Here is a 17291-nt window from a genome sequence, read left to right as displayed (position 1 = left end):
TTTTTTATTGCCTAAAATTTATAGATGATGTGGTCTGTAAATAACCAAGCAGCGATTCATGCCTTAATCGTTCAAAAAGATGAATGTAACTGTTTTGGGCAATTCAGCTTAATGTAATTCCTAATCTTAGCCTTGATCATTTCTAAGTGACTTAGGCAACAATCCACAATCAAAATACCTAAGCAATAACTTGATTGATAAAAAAACGGAACCGAAGTTCCGTTTTCTATCTTAGATCATCTACAAGTTTTAAGCGGCTTGCACAGGCACACCACTATGAAAACGGAACAGATCATCTGGACTTAAAATAAGATTCTTTTCCACTTCACGTATATGCTGAATTCGCCCCTGAATATCTTCTTCAGGGTTTTTCAGTTTTGCTGTTTTTGCTACATCCAAAGCCAGTGCCAAATAATCTTCATAATGCCGTGATTCTGATTTCAGTAAATAACGGTAATACTTACCTAATTCTTCATCTACCAATGGCGCAAGCGCATAAAACCGCTCGCATGAACGTGCTTCTACAAAGGCACCTATCACCAAAACATCAATTAGTGCTTCAGGTTCATAGGTACGGATTTCTTTACGTAAACCGCCTGCATAACGCCCTGCACTTAAACCCTGCCACATTTGCCCACGCTTTGCCATGAACTCTAGCACCTGCTCATAATGCAGCATTTCTTCGCGTACCAACTGTGCCAGTTTGACCTGCAAATCGGTAAAAAAGCTGTAACGAAACATCAGATTCATGGCTGTGCCTGCTGCTTTTTTCTCACAGTTAGCATGATCTTGCATCAAAATATCTAAATTATTTAATGCTTCGTTCAACCATTCTTTGGGTGTTTCGCAGCCTAAAAATGCTATCACAGGCTGCATCAATTCATCATAATTTATGCTGGACATAACGTTTCAAATTTTATCTTTCAATTTTAAATATGCAGATTAACGCGCTGCATCAATCGCAGCTTTCATGCGTTTAACAGCCTGTTCCAAGCCGACAAATACAGCATCACCAATTAAAGCATGACCAATATTTAACTCATGGATGTGTTGAATAGCGGCAATTGCACCTACATTGTCCAAGTTCAAGCCATGCCCTGCATTAATCACTAAGCCACGGCTAGCTGCATATTCTACGCCCTGAACAATACGGGTCAATTCGGCTTGCTGTGCAGCTTCATTTTCTGCATTGGCATACGCGCCTGTATGAATTTCAATGGTCGGTGCACCACATGCAACGGCCGCATCAATTTGTGCAAGATCTGCATCAATAAACAGTGACACATCACAGCCAATTGCTGTTAATTCCTGAGTAGCGGCCTTAACTGCTGCAAAATTGCCTACTACATCCAAACCACCTTCAGTGGTTACTTCTTCACGGCGCTCAGGTACCAAACATACATGCTGTGGACGAATTTCTTTGGCAAACTCGATCATTTCTTTAGTAACTGCCATTTCCAAATTCATACGAGTTTTTAGCAACGGACGCATACGACGCACATCATCATCCTGAATATGACGACGGTCTTCACGCAAATGCAAAGTAATCCCCTCTGCACCCGCCTGTTCACAAACTAATGCGGCCTTCACAGGGTCTGGATAGTTCGTGCCACGCGCTTGTCTTAAAGTTGCCACATGGTCAATATTGACACCGAGTAAAGCCATAATAGGTTCCTACATTACGCTTGGGTTTGAGAATTCTGAATCCACAATTGGCGACTTTTTAAAGGTCGATCACCCAACAGTGAACTAATCATTTGTCGATACAGCCGAGACAGTAATTGTAACTGCTCTGGGTTAAAATCCCTACCTTTTTCATAGTCGCACATACTGAGGATCTGTGTACCGACTAAGTTAGCCCGTGATGCTTGTGCGGTAGGGATAAAACCATCATTCAGTTGAAAATGATAATGTAGATTGGGCTGAATTGGCTCTTGGTTCGCATCGACTGAAAAATCAATCGCATAGCCTAATTCTTCCAATAATGCATGTTCAAACTGACGTAAAATTTGTCTTAAGAATAGATTGGGATTTTCCTGACTAGATAAGTGTTGTAAATGCGCCAAAGTCTGGTGATATTGCACAAAAGTTTCTGGCATTTCCACTTCGGCAGAACATAAGCGCAGCACGATTTCATTTAAATAAAAGCCTGAAAAAAATGCATCACCAAAGAAGAAAACCGGTTGATTGACAATTTCCAGCTTGGTGAAATTTTTAAGGTCTGATTTTCCCGAAGCTTGTATGCGAATCGGTTGATATTGTGGCGGTGGCATTTGTCTTAAAATACCATCAACCCGCCCATGTTCGCGGGTAAACAAGTGCACAATATGGCTACGTTCGCGGTATTTTCGATGATGGATTAAATAACCATGCAAGATTTCATTACGCATGATAGCGTCAATTAATCCTGTTCTTTAGAGGATTCTTGTTTGGATTTTTCTTCGTCATCACCATCTGGAATGACAGCACCAACTACAGCAGCAGTGCCTTTCACCACACCCTTTGTAGTTTTGTAGGCAACTTTTACGGGAACTGTCACAACTTTGTGAATACAACCTTGCAAGACAAACATACATGCCACAATGGCCAACACTTTCATCATCACAGTTCCCTTTTCGTCAAACTTAGATATCGCTATATCCTAAGCTTTTTAATGCACGTTCATCATCAGACCAACCACCTTTGACTTTCACCCAAAGCGTCAGCATGATTTTTTGCTCGAACATTTTTTCCATGTCGACCCGTGCATCCATACCAATTTTTTTCAGCTTCGCGCCTTTTTCACCAATCACAATGGCTTTTTGACCAGAGCGATCTACAAAAATAGTGGCATCAATATAGGTACATGGTGCTTTCATACGACCCGTTTTTTCATTTAAAACCGCATCTTCAGTTTTAAATGATTCGATTTGCACGGTTAAATCGTAAGGCAGTTCTTCGCCCAATTGGCGCATGATCTTTTCACGGATAATTTCAGATGCCAAGAAACGTTCTGAACGGTCTGTGATTTGATCTAGCGAATACAACGGTGGCTGGAATGGCAAATAGCGTTCAATCGTGTCACGCAAATGATCTAGGTTCGCGCCGCGCAATGCCGATACAGGTACAATTTCGGCAAAGTTCATTAACTTGGCACGTTCTTGAATAATCGGCAAAGCCTGATTTTTATTCTCAAAAGTGTCGAGTTTGTTAATCACCAGAATCACTGGCATTTCTGCATTTTTCAGCTTTTCTAGGACTAACTCATCATTTTGCGTCCATTTTTGTGCATCCACCACAAACAAAACCAAGTTCACATCACGCAAAGCAGATGATGCAGCACGGTTCATCATTTTGTTGATGGCACGGACTTCTTTTTTATGCATCCCTGGTGTGTCTACAAACACAGCCTGAGATTTTTCACGTGAATCAATTCCCACAATTTTGTGACGTGTGGTTTGCGGTTTACGTGAAGTAATGGATAGTTTTTGACCCAATAAGTGGTTCATGAGGGTCGATTTACCCACATTCGGGCGACCAACAATCGCAACAAAACCACTGCGGAAATCAGATGGAATTTCAGTTCCCTGACCGCTAAAGAATTGGTTAATTAGGTCATTGGCGTCGTTATTCGACTCGTGATCAGCATCTACGTGATCGGAATGGATGGTCATTCAGACTTTTGCTCCAAGAATTTTAAAATATCTGCCGCAACTGCCTGCTCGGCAAAGCGACGGCTTGAACCTTCACCCTTCATTACAGGTAAGCTATCGACTCGGCATTCCACAATGAAATGCTGATTCGGTGCATCGCCCTGAATATCTACAACCTCGTAAACCGGGAGAGGTTTTTTACGTGCTTGTAAATACTCTTGTAAGCGTGATTTAGGGTCTTTGAGTTGATCGGTTGGCTCAATATGATCTAAATAAGGGCTGTACCATTTTAGCACAATCGTTTGCAGCAAATTCAAATCACCGCTATCGACATAAATAGCGCCAATAATCGCTTCTACGGTATCTGCCAGTATAGACTCACGATGATGACCGCCAGATTTCAATTCACCTGTACTGAGAATTAAATTTTGGCTGAGCTTTAAATCATTGGCGATTTTGCCTAAGGCTTCCTGACGTACCAGTGTTGCCCGCATGCGCGTTAAACGCCCTTCATTTTCATGTGGATAAGCCACATATAAATAATTGGCAACAATCATTCCCAATAACGAATCGCCTAGAAATTCCAGACGTTCGTAATTGTGTTTATGACTCACCGAGCGGTGAGTCAAAGCCAGTTTAAGCAATTCAGGTTGCTTAAACTGATAACCGATTCGGCTGGCTAGACGGGTCTCATTTAGCTTGGACTGAGCTTTGATCAAAACTTTTCTCGAACTTCATTACAATATCAATATTCAATAAGAAAGGTTTTCTTATTTCATATTCTTTTTTCACTTCTAAACCATCTACGTTGGTCACTTGAGCTACATCTGCAAATTTAATATCGCGAATGTTGTTCATGCTTAAACGCTTGTCCATTTCACCAATAAACTTTTGTGGTGATAGGTTTTTTGGCCCATTCAACAATTGCTCTTCAATTTGATTGTCCAACATTCGATCATCGAAATATGGTCCCCAAACCGCAATTGCCACTTTTGCCATAAATGCAAAACCAATAATTGCAATTAAAATTGCAATATAGGATGCCCCTTGTTGATGACGCATTTTTTATTTTCCTAATCTGCTGTATTAATCAATTTTGCCGTTACGACTAAATGACGGCAAATTAAACCCAGGCTCTTTATGCATCCACACATAGAATGCACGACCTGTTAGGTTTTCCTCTGGTACAAAACCCCAAAAACGACTGTCAGCACTTTGATCGCGGTTATCCCCCATCGCGAAGTAATGACCTTCAGGTACTTTGACTTCCCAATATAAACCATTTTCTGCTGAATATTTACCATTGTCTACATAGTTCAGGAATGGTGCCTGACGCGCCACGTTTACACCTTCAAGCTCGCGCATGGTAAATGTATGCGCCCCTAAAGTTTCCTGATGGTAAATTGAAGTAGGTGTATCTAGACTGTCTTTTTCACGGCTAAACTGGATTGGGGTTTTCGTTACTTTCTCGCCATTAATGCTCAGCTGACCATGATCATAAACAATATGATCGCCTGGTAAACCGACAATACGCTTAATATAACTAATGCTTGGTTGTGGTGGATAACGGAACACCGCAACTTCGCCACGCTCAGGCGAACCCACATCTATAATTTTGCTGTTAATAATTGGCAAACGCACGCCATATTCAAACTTGTTCACCAAAATAAAATCGCCCGTTTCTAAGGTTGGCACCATAGAATCTGACGGAATATTAAATGGTTCATACAGGAATGAACGCAGTACCATCACCACTGCCAAAACAGGCCAAAAATCATAAGCCCATGTGATAATGAAGTTTTCATTGCCTCGCCCTTTCGTTGCTCTTTGCTTAAATACAAATTTATCGAGCAGCCACACCGCAATAAAAAATAATGTGGCAGGAACGAGAATCAAATTAAAATCAAAATCCATGGGTTTATTATCCTTATAATTTTAGCGTTCGACTTTAAGTACAGCTAAGAAAGCTTCTTGCGGGATTTCAACACTTCCCACTTGCTTCATACGTTTCTTACCTTCTTTTTGCTTGGCAAGTAGTTTCTTCTTACGAGAAACGTCACCGCCATAACACTTCGCAAGTACGTTTTTACGCATCGCTTTCACGGTTGAGCGCGCAATAATTTGTGCACCAATGGCAGCCTGAATAGCCACATCAAACATTTGACGCGGAATCAAGTCTTTCATTTTTTCAACCAAGGCAATACCACGGTGACGTGCATCCTGACGGTGACAAATCATCGCTAAGGCATCAACTTTTTCACCGTTAATCAGTACATCCACTTTAACCAAAGATGAACTTTCAAAACGCACAAAGTTATAATCTAACGATGCAAAACCACGTGAACATGACTTCAATTTATCAAAGAAATCCATCACGACTTCTGCCATTGGAATTTCAAAAGTAATAGACACTTGGTTACCCAAGAATTTCATGTCTTTTTGCACACCACGACGCTCAATACATAGGGTCATGACGTTACCCAAGTATTCTTGCGGCACTAAAATATGACATTCCGCAATCGGTTCACGCAAATCTTCTACAGTTGAACCATCAGGCATTTTAGATGGACTGTCGATATAAACCGTTTCGCCATTTTTCATCACAGCTTCATAAATAACCGTTGGAGCTGATGAAATTAGGTCTAAATCGTACTCACGCTCTAAACGCTCTTGTACGATTTCCATGTGCAACATGCCCAAGAAACCACAACGGAAACCAAAGCCTAAAGCATCTGAACTTTCAGGTTCAAAGAACAAAGCTGAGTCGTTAATTTGTAGTTTGTGCAAGGCTTCACGGAACGGTTCAAAGTCGCTGGCATCAATTGGGAATAAACCTGCATAAACCTGCGGCTTAACTTTTTTAAAGCCTGGTAAGGTTTCTACTTCTGGTGTAGTTGCGAGTGTGATGGTATCACCCACTGGCGCACCAAAAATATCTTTAATACCCGCAATAACAAAGCCAACTTCACCTGCTTCCAAAATACCTGTTTCGGTATGTTTTGGATTAAAAATACCAACTGAGGTAATAATGTGCGTTTGACCTGTCGATTTCATCAACATTTTATCGCCTTTACGCACGCGACCTTGCTTGATACGTACCAGCGACACAACGCCCAAATAGTTATCAAACCATGAGTCAATAATTAAGGCTTGCAATGGCGCATCACGATCACCTTGTGGTGCAGGAATGACATTCACCAAGGTTTCTAATACATTGTCGATGCCTAAACCTGTTTTAGCCGAACAGGTGGGTGCATCTTGCGCTTCGATACCAATAATTTCTTCAATTTCATGAATCACGCGCTCAGGTTCTGCCTGCGGTAAATCAATTTTATTCAGTACAGGTAAAACTTCTAAGCCTTGCTCAATTGCGGTATAGCAGTTTGCAACTGATTGCGCTTCTACCCCTTGTGCCGCATCGACTACCAATAGCGCACCTTCACAAGCTGCCAAAGAACGTGATACTTCATAGGAAAAGTCAACGTGTCCTGGGGTGTCAATGAAGTTTAACTGGTATTCCTGACCATTTGGATGGTTGTAGTATAAAGTCACTGAGGTGGCTTTAATGGTAATCCCACGCTCACGCTCAAGCTCCATAGAATCCAACACCTGAGCTTGCATCTCACGATCTTGTAAACCACCACAGGTTTGAATGAAACGATCTGCTAGAGTCGATTTACCATGGTCAATATGGGCAATGATCGAAAAGTTACGGATGTTTTTAATATCAACAGTTTTTTTAGCTTGCGCCATGGGTTACCTTGAAAAATAACACGCTCTGCACCTCAAAATTCATGCAGAGCAAAAGCCGAATAGAAATTGCGAAGGATTATAGCAGATGGATTTTTCAATGTATCCATAATAATGACTTCCTTTTGCAGCCTCACGCGTTTTTCTTTTTATTCGAGAGTTTCAGGCTTTTTATGCAGAGATGTGTGTCGTAATTAAAGTGAGAATTGAAGAATACTTCATGCTATTTGAAACAGGTGAATACCCTCTTTAACAACATCGACAGCAATAACATGCAGCAACTTTCAATGACGCTACACTTGGTGCTTCAACTCATCTTAATGAATCATACTCACTAAAATCCAACGGATTCACATCAGCAGCAAGGGGTTGATAGGCTTGCGTAAATGTCGGTGACATGCGTTTTGGACGACCTGTAGCAATTTCCACACAAGCCCATTGTGTATTGCCCATAAACAGCAGACTTTTATCTTGAGGGCGATAAAACGCATATTGGCGGAATGAATACAACGCATTCAAATCACTTAACCATGTACGCAAAATCAGCTCCTCACCTTCGAGTGCCGCTTTACGATATTGCACATGATGTTCCACCGCCACCATCGCATGTTTTAGTTTTAAGTATTCCAGCACCCCTAAACCTAATGTTTCGATATGTGCCGATGCTACATCCTGCATCCACTGCACATACACCACATTATTTACATGCCCTAAAATATCAATATGTTCTGGCTGTACGGTGATTTTTAAATCAAATATGCTGCTCATGTCATCCTTTTAACTAAAACGGCGATGTCGGTCTAGTCTAACAAAAATACCGAGTTACATAAAAAAGTCGCCCTAATTCAAGAGCGACTTCCTTAAAATAAGTGGCTATTTAAAGTTTAGCAAGATTCTAAATTTTAGATAGATTTACGATTTTATGCCACATCAACTTATTGAATACGCATGCCAATAATCGCACGTTGCCCTTGACGGATAATCACCACACGCGCAATTGTACCTTGTTTCAAGGTAGATACTGTTTCAACAAATTGGTTGGCATTTTGGATGGTGGTGTTATTCAGTTGCACAATCACATCACCTGGCATAATACGTGCCTGAGCTGCCGAACCACCACGACGCACTTCCTGAATCAACACACCGCCTTTAATATCTAATTGGCGTTGTTCTGCAACGCTTAAATCACGAATCGACACCCCTAAAACAGGGCCTTTGGCTGCGGTATCAGGGTTGTTTTTGGCAGGCGTGTCGTCAGGTGCTGTGCTCACCGTAGCGGTAATATTACGGCGTTTATCATCGCGTAATACTTCAAGCTGAATACTTTGATTTGGCACTGAACGGTTTAAATAGTTCAACAATTCAGACGTTCTGGAAATAGGTGTGCCGTTGTATTTAAGAATCACATCGCCCGCGCGCAAACCTGCACGTGCCGCAGGTGAGTTTGGTGCAACTTGAGTAATTAATGAACCTTCAGGCTTACTGAGTTTATAAGATTCTGCCAAATTGCGGTCAATATCTTGCAAACTCACCCCTAAATAAGAACGAGTCACTTTACCGTTACGCTTTAACTGATCGGCAACATCCATGGCAACATCAATAGGAATGGAGAATGACAAGCCCATATAACCACCCGTACCACTAAAAATACGGGAGTTCACGCCGACCACTTCACCGCGCTGGTTAAATAGTGGCCCGCCTGAGTTACCTGGGTTAAGCGCCACATCGGTCTGAATAAATGGCACTGAAGTTTCACCCATCATATTACGCATTTTGGCACTCACGATTCCTGCCGATGCAGAATAGTCAAAGCCAAATGGTGAACCAATCGCAAGTACAGGCTCACCTACACGTAATTGATCGACATTGCCTGTACGCAGTTCTGGATAACTGCTGCCCTGCACTTTTAATAACGCGACATCGGTACGTTCATCACTACCCACGACAGTTGCATCAAGTTCACGGCGGTCATTCAGTACAATGGTAACTTTAGAAGCATCTTCAACAACGTGGTGATTGGTTAAAAGGTATCCATCTTTACTGATAAAAAAGGCACTGCCGTAACCTGTTTTTTCTTGTGGAATTTGCTGTTGAGGAATAATCACTTGATTGCCAAAAAAACGGCGTAAAATTTCTGGAACTTGTTGTTGTAAGAGTTCTTCCTGACTCATTTTTTTGACAACATTGACACTCACCACCGCAGGACTAACCTGCTCAACCAAATTAGAAAAGTCTACTGGTGGTGCTGCTTGAGTCTGCACAGTTGCCATAGTAAAAACAGCCGCATATAAACCTTTTTTTAAGTTGCGATTTTTCATAAATAGCATTCACTCAATAATAATTATGACTTTGAACTCACCTTATTTAGCACAAAATAATAGGCTTTTGCGTAATAAAATGTTGAATCTTTTTCAATTACGGTTTGGCAGGCACTGTGGAGGATAGCTGAGATAGCATCTTATATTTGACCCATCAAAAATGATGCGCCAAAGTGCTATAAATGAAAAGCGTGGAATCGAATCACAATAAAAGTGGGATATTCCATAAAAGTTGCCAGTTTATTCTTTTTTTTCATTATTCAAATCCACTTCGCACTTGCCTTTTTCTGTAAAAAGGGGTGTCATTATCCAACTTTTTTCAAATTAGCTGATGGACATGCCTAATTTAAACACAACACATCAATTTGATGTGATTATTGTGGGAAGTGGTGGTGCAGGTTTGAGTTTAGCGCTCTCATTACCCCAGCATTTCAATATTGCCGTTTTGGCGAAATCTACCCTCACTGAAGCCAGCACCTTCTATGCGCAAGGCGGTGTCGCGGCAGTGCTTGATGAAACAGATTCAATTGAACAACACATAGATGACACTATGATTGCAGGTGCGCATTTATGTGAAATGGATGCCGTCAAACAAACCGTAGAAGGCGGCAAACCTTCGGTAGATTTTCTGCTGAGACAAGGTGTTCAATTTACTTTAGATGAACAAGAACAGTTGCACTTAACCCGTGAAGGCGGTCACTCACAGCGACGTATTATTCATGCAGCCGATGCAACAGGACGCGCAATTTCGACCACTTTAGTACAACGTGTCCAAGAACAGCAAAACATCACCATTTTTGAAAATTTTATTGCGATTGACCTAATTACCTCGCAAAAATTAGGTTTAAATGAAAGCAATCGCACTTTAGGCTTATATGCACTAGATGAAAAAACACAAAAAGTGCATAGCTTCCTTGCTCCGTTTACCGCACTTGCCTGCGGTGGTGCAATGAAAGCCTATCTATATACATCTAACCCAGACATTGCCACAGGTGATGGTATGGCCATGGCATACCGTGCAGGTTGCCGTGTGGCAAATATGGAGTTTAATCAATTCCACCCGACCTGTTTGTATCATCCCCAAGCACGTTCGTTTTTAATTACTGAAGCCATGCGTGGTGAAGGTGCATATTTGCGTTTACCCGATGGTGAGCGTTTTATGCTGCGTTTTGATGAGCGTGCAGAATTGGCGCCACGTGACATTGTAGCACGTGCGATTGACTATGAAATCAAACGCTTAGGTATTCGTCATGTGTGGTTAGACATCACCCATAAACCTGCAGAATTTGTGAAAGAACACTTCCCAACGCTGTATGCACGTTTACTGGAATTGGGCATTGATATCACTACCGATATGATTCCTGTTGTACCTGCTGCCCACTACACTTGTGGCGGAGTAATGGTGGATGAACATAGTCAAACCGATATTGCAGGTTTATATGCGATTGGTGAAACTTCTTATACAGGTTTGCATGGCGCTAACCGTATGGCAAGTAACTCTCTTTTAGAATGTTTTGTCTATGGAATGGCTGCCGCCAAACATATTGAAGCCCATTACACTGCAGATTATAGCTCGCCTGAAGTTCCTGCTTGGGATGATTCGCAAGTGACGAACCCTGACGAAGATGTGGTGATTTTACAAAACTGGGATGAGCTACGTGCAACCATGTGGAACTATGTCGGCATTGTACGCACCACTAAGCGTTTAGAGCGTGCCTTACACCGTATTGAAATGCTAAAACGTGAAATCACCGAGTATTATCAGGACTATCAAGTCAGTAAAAACTTGATTGAGCTGCGTAATTTGGTTCTGGTTTCTGAAATGATTGTGCGCTGTGCCATGCAACGCAAAGAATCACGTGGTTTACACTTCACGCTAGATTATCCAGAGCTTGCGCCTGAATTGCGTAAAACTGTGCTCATTCCACCAAATTTCCAAGTGGAAACTCCATTGGTGAATGAGTGATCTGATTGCTTGTTACACAACAGCATTTGCATAAAAGTATCTGTGAATAAAGTGCATTTGAATTCTAATGCAAGAAAGCACCGAATCGTGTTCCATAACACGATTCGATATTTTATCATTTTGAATATGATGACGTTAACTTACTAAACCTCCCCCCAAGAATTCATCAAGTTGAGTTTTAGATTACGGCTGCAACTTGAGTACCATCTTGAATAAATGCTTCTAAGCGAACTTGACCAGCCAATAGTTGCTGTAATTGGTGGCTAATTATGTACTGCAATTGCTGCCGTGTCTGTTCGTCTATAGGCGCATTTTGCAATTGTTTTGACAAATGCTGTAATGCTGCTTGAGCCCCCAACTGCTGCATTTTAATTGCATACAGATAGCCCAACACCACTCCTTTCTGCACATAATTTGCAGCTAAATCATGCTGCAGATGATAAATCAAAGCACCCATCACCCGTTCATTGGCTGAGAGTTTACGCAAAGGGTCACGTGCCACACGCTGACACGGGTCTTTATAGGCATGTTCACATGAGTCCAGAAAGCTCTGTGCCAGATGCTTTAAGTTTTGCTGACGATGCTGCAACTGTGCAGCTAATCCCAACGCTACTTGTGCCGAAACAGCGCGGGTAAAATCTGCAACCAATGGGTCTGCCATTGCGACACCAATACTGTTATGCCCTATTAAACTGGATAACCAAGCCATCATGGCATGTACACCATTCCATAAACGATTTTTAATGAGTTGGATTTCGGCAATATCATCTACCAAAATCATTTGACGCATGTGTTGCAATAATGGACTGGCATTTTCCACATAAATAGGCATGTCACTTTCAGCATGAAATAAAATTAAATCCATACTTTGCAAAATGTGACTGGGCTGAAAATTGCGTCTTAAATCTTCTACATATAAGGTGGCTTGACGCTCTTGCTCAGGCTGCAATCGAGTATTGTCTTCAATTTCAATTGGCTCTGCTTCGTCATCCAACTGAAATTGCTTAAAAATATTATACTTGATGCGTAATTGGCGATATAAGTTTTGATCGCTTAATTTAGAGACCATTCTATTTACGACAGTATCGCAAAAATAATGCTGCTCCATAATTTTGGCTGCCGTATCGGAATCCAACAACGCCTCTAACGCCTGATGAATATGCGTCATCAAGAGCTGTTTTGCCCCAACTTTATTTAAAATTACCAAAATAGTTAAAGGCTGATAGAGTTCAACTTGCGCTATAAAACGGGCATATAAGCCCTGCGCAATTACTTTAGCCTCTTGCTGTAAAGCATGTTCAGGCAAACATAATGCAATTAGGCTCGACTCCACATACATTTGCTGCATCTGCTGCAAGTTCTCCGCATCAATGATGTGCATATTTTCAATTCGTTCATCATAAGAACATTGTCCATAACGAATTGAATACGTTCCAAAGGCGTTTACTGCAGAACGATATAAGGTATTCCGTGTAGAAGCATAAATACGTTTAGGACGGGTATAGCCATCCCAGTGCGATAAAATTTGGGCCAAATAGCCCCCACCTATTGCACCAAAACCATGAATCCCCACACTCAACTGATTTAAAGTTTGCGGGAAGGCCTCTTGTAAACTCGGCATTTCCAATACAGGAATAACTTGATTTAAGTCATCTAAATAAGCTTGCATACTTGCGTAATAATGCTGCGTGAGTAACAACATATTAGCATTAGGTTTTTTGATATCCCGAAATAGTATGGTTATGCCACCCGCTGCATGTGCAGATTTGATTCCATTTTCAGAATCTTCCAGCATGAAACATTCGCTGGGTTCTAGATTAATTTTTTGTGCGGCTGTTATAAAAATTTCAGGATGTGGCTTGCCCTGTTGCACCTCATCGCCACAAACTAATACATCAAAAAACTTATAGACATTGGCATTAATCAAATATTCTTCGGCAATGGCACGACGACTAGACGTAGCAACCGCCATTCTCAAGCCAGACTTTCGTAACCGCTCTAATACCTGCAACAAACCTTTTTTAATGGGCACACCAAAATTGCGCACACTTTCTAGTTCTAGTTCATCAGCACGCTGACGGATCTCACGGTAAGGAATGTCTGCACCATATTCTGCTTGAGCCAGTTGTTCAGCGCTCTTTGCACTCAAACCCAAACATTGCATGAGGTATACGTCTGAAAATTCAACGCCAATGAGCTCCTGAGATGCCTGCTTCAATGTTTGAAACCGTAATCGTTCAGTATCAAACATTGTTCCATCCATATCAAAGATTGCTCCATGAACAATATTGTTCTTAAATTTAAGCATTTAGCTCCCTTGTTTTATTACTTACGGGTTGCTAGCTTAGACAAAAGCAGATTTGATCTATATGAAAAACATAAAATGAAATATTTGTGATTATTTTTTAACCAATAAAACCCTGATTTTCATGTGGTATGTGTACATATGTAACCACATGGTAAATATAAGTAACTAAAATTAAGATAAAGCTGACTTTATTCTCAGCCAATCTGTGGAATCGAATACGTCCCTGTGACATGCGCCACGGCATCATCTACACCTTCGGAATATACCCAAACCTCACCGACCACGAGGTTTTTCCCTACTTTCATTAAGCGACATTCACCACGTAAATTACGGCCTGCTGCGGGCTTGCGTAAAAAGTTGATGTTTAAATTACTGGTCACCGCCAAAGCCACCAAACCTAATTCGCCTAAAATGGCGATATAAAGTGCATAGTCTGCAACGGTCATCATGGTCGGCCCCGATACTGTGCCGCCTGGACGTAAATCACGTTCATCGATGTGATAATTCACCAATGCCCCACGTGGGGTGATGGATACAATTTCACATTTTTCCAAACTTTGCGGAAACTCAACTTTTAAAAATTCAATAATTTCGTCTTTGGTCATATTTACTATTCGCTATTATTTAAATAAAAAAATCTTCTAAAGCATTTCCACTATAGAAGATTTTTCCATTCAATCAAATGCATAACCATGACCCATTGGCTTGTTATACCTTTGTTTGTTATGCCTTAGCTTGCAAATAGTGCATCGCCTGTGCAAATACTTGATCGGGGCTTTGTGTTGCATCTAAGCGCTTCACTCGCTCAGGGTGTCGCTCCCACAAAGTTTGATAGCCACCTCTTACTTTCTCAAAGAAAGTTGCTTTCTCTTGTTCAAAACGATCAAGTTCACCACGTGCCCGTGCACGGGTCATACCCAGTTCAATCGGTGCATCCAGCCAGAAAGTTAAGTCAGGCATACGTGCCACAAAGTTATTATTTAAAGTCTGCAACTTGCTTTCACTCAAACCACGTCCTGCACACTGATAAGCAAAACTCGCATCACTAAAACGGTCACACAGTACAGTTTTTCCTGCAGCCAACGCAGGTAAAATCACCCGATCTAAATGCTGTGCACGCGCTGCATACATCAACAATAACTCAGTGTCTGAACACATTTTTTCTTCATGGTTGACCTCGAGCAACAAAGCACGAATTTGCTCTGCCATAGGGGTTCCACCCGGTTCACGGGTTAAAACCACCGACTGACCTTGTGCAGTAAAATAATCATGAATACGGCGAATAAGTGTAGTTTTGCCTACCCCTTCAGTACCTTCAAAACTGATAAACATGCTTATTCCCCTGATTTTTTCATGCGCAGTACGTTTAAATATTCCTGTACGGCACGGTTATGATCTTGCAAATTGGTGCTAAATTTATGCCCACCGTTACCTGTCGCCACAAAATAAATGTTGTCAGATTGATCTGGATGCATCGCCGCTTCAATGGCTTTTTGACTTGGCAATGCAATTGGCGTTGGCGTTAAACCACTCATGGTATAGGTGTTGTATGGCGTTGGAGTGCGTAAATCCTGACGGGTAATATTGCCCTGATAACGCTCTCCCATACCATAAATCACGGTTGGGTCAGTCTGTAAACGCATCCCCAGTTTTAAACGACGTACAAACACACCCGAAACCTGCTCTAATTCAGCATCAACATTGGTTTCTTTTTCAATAATAGATGCCATGATTAAAGCTTCATATTTATTTTTATAGGGCAAATCTGCTGCACGATTATTCCAAGCATCATCCAATGATTTCATTTGACGCTGATATAAATCGGTTAATATTTTACGGTCAGTTTCACCTTTGGCAAAGAAATAAGTATTCGGCGCAAATAAACCTTCGGGATGTGTAAAAGGAATATTTAAAGCTTTTAGCATTTGATCATACGGCAAATGCGACACTTCTTTGGTGACCAACTCATCTTTCTTTAACGCATCAATCAATTGTTTAAAAGTCGTGCCTTCGATCACCAAAATACGGTTCATTTGTGCATTTTCAGCATTGGCGATCATTTCCATAACCTGACGCACACTCATGCCCTGACGGACTTCATACACGCCTTTTTTCATGCTGTCGTGAATCATCACTCGTTGATAGAGCTTTAAAACAATTGGAAAATTCACATGATCTTGTTCTGCCAAACGATCAATAAAGCGTGAATAGGTATCACCATCATTAATCGCCAATAATTGTTTTTTGCCTTCAACAGGATAATCTTTAAATAAGCTTGACCATAAGATCATGCCAATGACCAAAAACAGTCCGAGTACAAAAATAAGCGCACCCTGAATAGCACGCTTAGACCATATAGGTTTGGTTTTCTTTTTAGATTTTGATGGACGCTTAGACATAAGAATGAATCTGATTCAGTTGAAGTTGCTTAAATAGTTCCACACACGGCTGCACATCTAAAACCTGCTGCCCTAAATGGCTGACAATTTTCATGGGCGTTAAGGCATTACAGAAAAACAGACTTTGAATCTGCGCAATTTCCGAAACATGAACATCACGCTGTTCACAATGCAAATTCTGTTGTTGCATGCGCGATAAAATTTCTGCCCGCATGACACCGTGCACGCCATTATAACCAAGTTGCGGGGTAATCCATGTATTGTTTATACGAATGAAACAATTACTACTCACACCTTCAACCACACTGCCCTGTACATCAGTAACCAAAGCTTCTGTCCAGCCTTTTTGATCGGCTTCTTGTTTGAGCAATACCTGTTCAAGTCGGTTTAGACTTTTCAGCCCAACTAAATTCGGCATGCTTAGTCCAATCGCTTGTGCCAAGATGCCACTTTGAATGATGTCATAATGATATGCCGTATCTAAAGCCGCTTGTACTTGTGGATAGAAAAACACCCAAACATCGGCAGGATGATCAGGCAAGCTGTAGCCACGCTGCCCCACACCACGACTTAAAACAATCTTCAAAGTACCATTTAACTCGCCATGCGCCTGCTTTAAAAGTGTCAGCGTTTCAGTGATTAACTCAAGATTGGCATTTAAAGAAAGTTGGCGATTAGCATATTGCAAACGCGCCAAATGGCGGTCAAGTAATTCAATTTGATTTTGGCGAATACGTGCAGTGCTAAAGCATCCATCACCATAATGAAACGCGCGATCTAACACATGAATCTGCTCGGTAGGCTTGGCATTTTTATAACACTGCATGGAAGAAGTACTCGTTATTTATCTCTAAATATAGAAAACAATGAAGAAATTTATATTTATCATTTACTGATATTCACCGCATTTTAAATTAT

At 41.3% G+C, this 17291-nt stretch carries 17 protein-coding genes; 1 reads left to right on the top strand and 16 read right to left on the bottom strand.

The features are described 5' to 3' along the window. Positions 1-249 precede the first annotated feature (249 nt). The 11 genes from FTT78_RS00705 to FTT78_RS00655 form a co-directional block, all read right to left on the bottom strand. Entirely contained in the window at positions 250-903 is a 654-nt protein-coding gene (locus FTT78_RS00705) for a tRNA-(ms[2]io[6]A)-hydroxylase (protein WP_004971715.1), read from the bottom strand. A 39-nt stretch (positions 904-942) separates the two neighbouring features. Beyond that, on the bottom strand, positions 943-1668 hold the full coding sequence (pdxJ, locus tag FTT78_RS00700; RefSeq protein ID WP_167846448.1) for a pyridoxine 5'-phosphate synthase: 726 nt from the start codon (positions 1666-1668) through the stop codon (positions 943-945). Positions 1669-1679: 11 nt separating this feature from the next. Continuing rightward, entirely contained in the window at positions 1680-2393 is a 714-nt protein-coding gene (gene recO, locus FTT78_RS00695; RefSeq protein ID WP_178865723.1) for a DNA repair protein RecO, read from the bottom strand. A gap of 8 nt (positions 2394-2401) precedes the next feature. Then, positions 2402-2602, bottom strand: coding sequence for an NF038104 family lipoprotein (locus FTT78_RS00690; protein ID WP_019837686.1), 201 nt, complete (start codon positions 2600-2602; stop codon positions 2402-2404). Positions 2603-2624: 22 nt separating this feature from the next. After that, positions 2625-3653, bottom strand: a complete 1029-nt coding sequence (era, locus tag FTT78_RS00685) for a GTPase Era (RefSeq protein ID WP_004971721.1) — start codon at positions 3651-3653, stop codon at positions 2625-2627. Then, positions 3650-4351, bottom strand: a complete 702-nt coding sequence (rnc, locus tag FTT78_RS00680) for a ribonuclease III (RefSeq protein ID WP_004971722.1) — start codon at positions 4349-4351, stop codon at positions 3650-3652. The genes era and rnc overlap by 4 nt, the downstream gene beginning before the upstream one ends. Beyond that, positions 4323-4694, bottom strand: a complete 372-nt coding sequence (locus FTT78_RS00675) for a DUF4845 domain-containing protein (protein ID WP_004971723.1) — start codon at positions 4692-4694, stop codon at positions 4323-4325. The genes rnc and FTT78_RS00675 overlap by 29 nt, the downstream gene beginning before the upstream one ends. Positions 4695-4718: 24 nt before the next feature. Further along, entirely contained in the window at positions 4719-5546 is an 828-nt protein-coding gene (lepB, locus tag FTT78_RS00670; RefSeq protein WP_004971724.1) for a signal peptidase I, read from the bottom strand. A 21-nt stretch (positions 5547-5567) separates the two neighbouring features. After that, positions 5568-7385, bottom strand: a complete 1818-nt coding sequence (lepA, locus tag FTT78_RS00665; protein ID WP_004971725.1) for a translation elongation factor 4 — start codon at positions 7383-7385, stop codon at positions 5568-5570. Between the two features lie 309 nt (positions 7386-7694). Further along, positions 7695-8150 carry a thioesterase family protein gene (locus FTT78_RS00660; RefSeq protein ID WP_004971726.1) on the bottom strand — a complete coding sequence of 152 codons (456 nt, stop codon included), beginning with the start codon at positions 8148-8150 and terminating at the stop codon, positions 7695-7697. Positions 8151-8317: 167 nt separating this feature from the next. Further along, a complete protein-coding gene (locus FTT78_RS00655; RefSeq protein ID WP_131261155.1) occupies positions 8318-9700 on the bottom strand; it encodes a Do family serine endopeptidase in 1383 nt (460 codons plus the stop codon). Between the two features lie 331 nt (positions 9701-10031). On the opposite strand from FTT78_RS00655, the gene nadB reads away from it, so the two are divergent. Further along, positions 10032-11666: an L-aspartate oxidase gene (gene nadB, locus FTT78_RS00650; RefSeq protein ID WP_154320890.1), complete on the top strand. Its 1635-nt coding sequence runs from the start codon at positions 10032-10034 to the stop codon at positions 11664-11666. Between the two features lie 178 nt (positions 11667-11844). Here nadB and mtlD read toward each other — a convergent pair whose 3' ends face one another. From mtlD to pabC, 5 genes are all read right to left on the bottom strand, one after another. Then, a complete protein-coding gene (gene mtlD / locus FTT78_RS00645) occupies positions 11845-13974 on the bottom strand; it encodes a bifunctional mannitol-1-phosphate dehydrogenase/phosphatase (RefSeq protein ID WP_180043320.1) in 2130 nt (709 codons plus the stop codon). Between the two features lie 194 nt (positions 13975-14168). Then, a complete protein-coding gene (locus FTT78_RS00640) occupies positions 14169-14579 on the bottom strand; it encodes a PaaI family thioesterase (protein WP_096901103.1) in 411 nt (136 codons plus the stop codon). Between the two features lie 118 nt (positions 14580-14697). Next, complete coding sequence (gene tmk / locus FTT78_RS00635; RefSeq protein ID WP_131261157.1) at positions 14698-15306, bottom strand: dTMP kinase; 609 nt, start codon at positions 15304-15306, stop codon at positions 14698-14700. Between the two features lie 2 nt (positions 15307-15308). Beyond that, positions 15309-16373 carry an endolytic transglycosylase MltG gene (mltG, locus tag FTT78_RS00630; protein WP_136144436.1) on the bottom strand — a complete coding sequence of 355 codons (1065 nt, stop codon included), beginning with the start codon at positions 16371-16373 and terminating at the stop codon, positions 15309-15311. Then, a complete protein-coding gene (gene pabC / locus FTT78_RS00625; protein ID WP_154320893.1) occupies positions 16366-17199 on the bottom strand; it encodes an aminodeoxychorismate lyase in 834 nt (277 codons plus the stop codon). Before pabC ends, mltG begins: the two co-directional genes overlap by 8 nt. Positions 17200-17291 lie beyond the last annotated feature (92 nt).

The organism is Acinetobacter sp. YH01011 (assembly GCF_013420785.1).
GTDB classification, from domain to species: domain Bacteria; phylum Pseudomonadota; class Gammaproteobacteria; order Pseudomonadales; family Moraxellaceae; genus Acinetobacter; species Acinetobacter towneri.
This window is presented reverse-complemented; position numbering and strand designations above follow the sequence as displayed.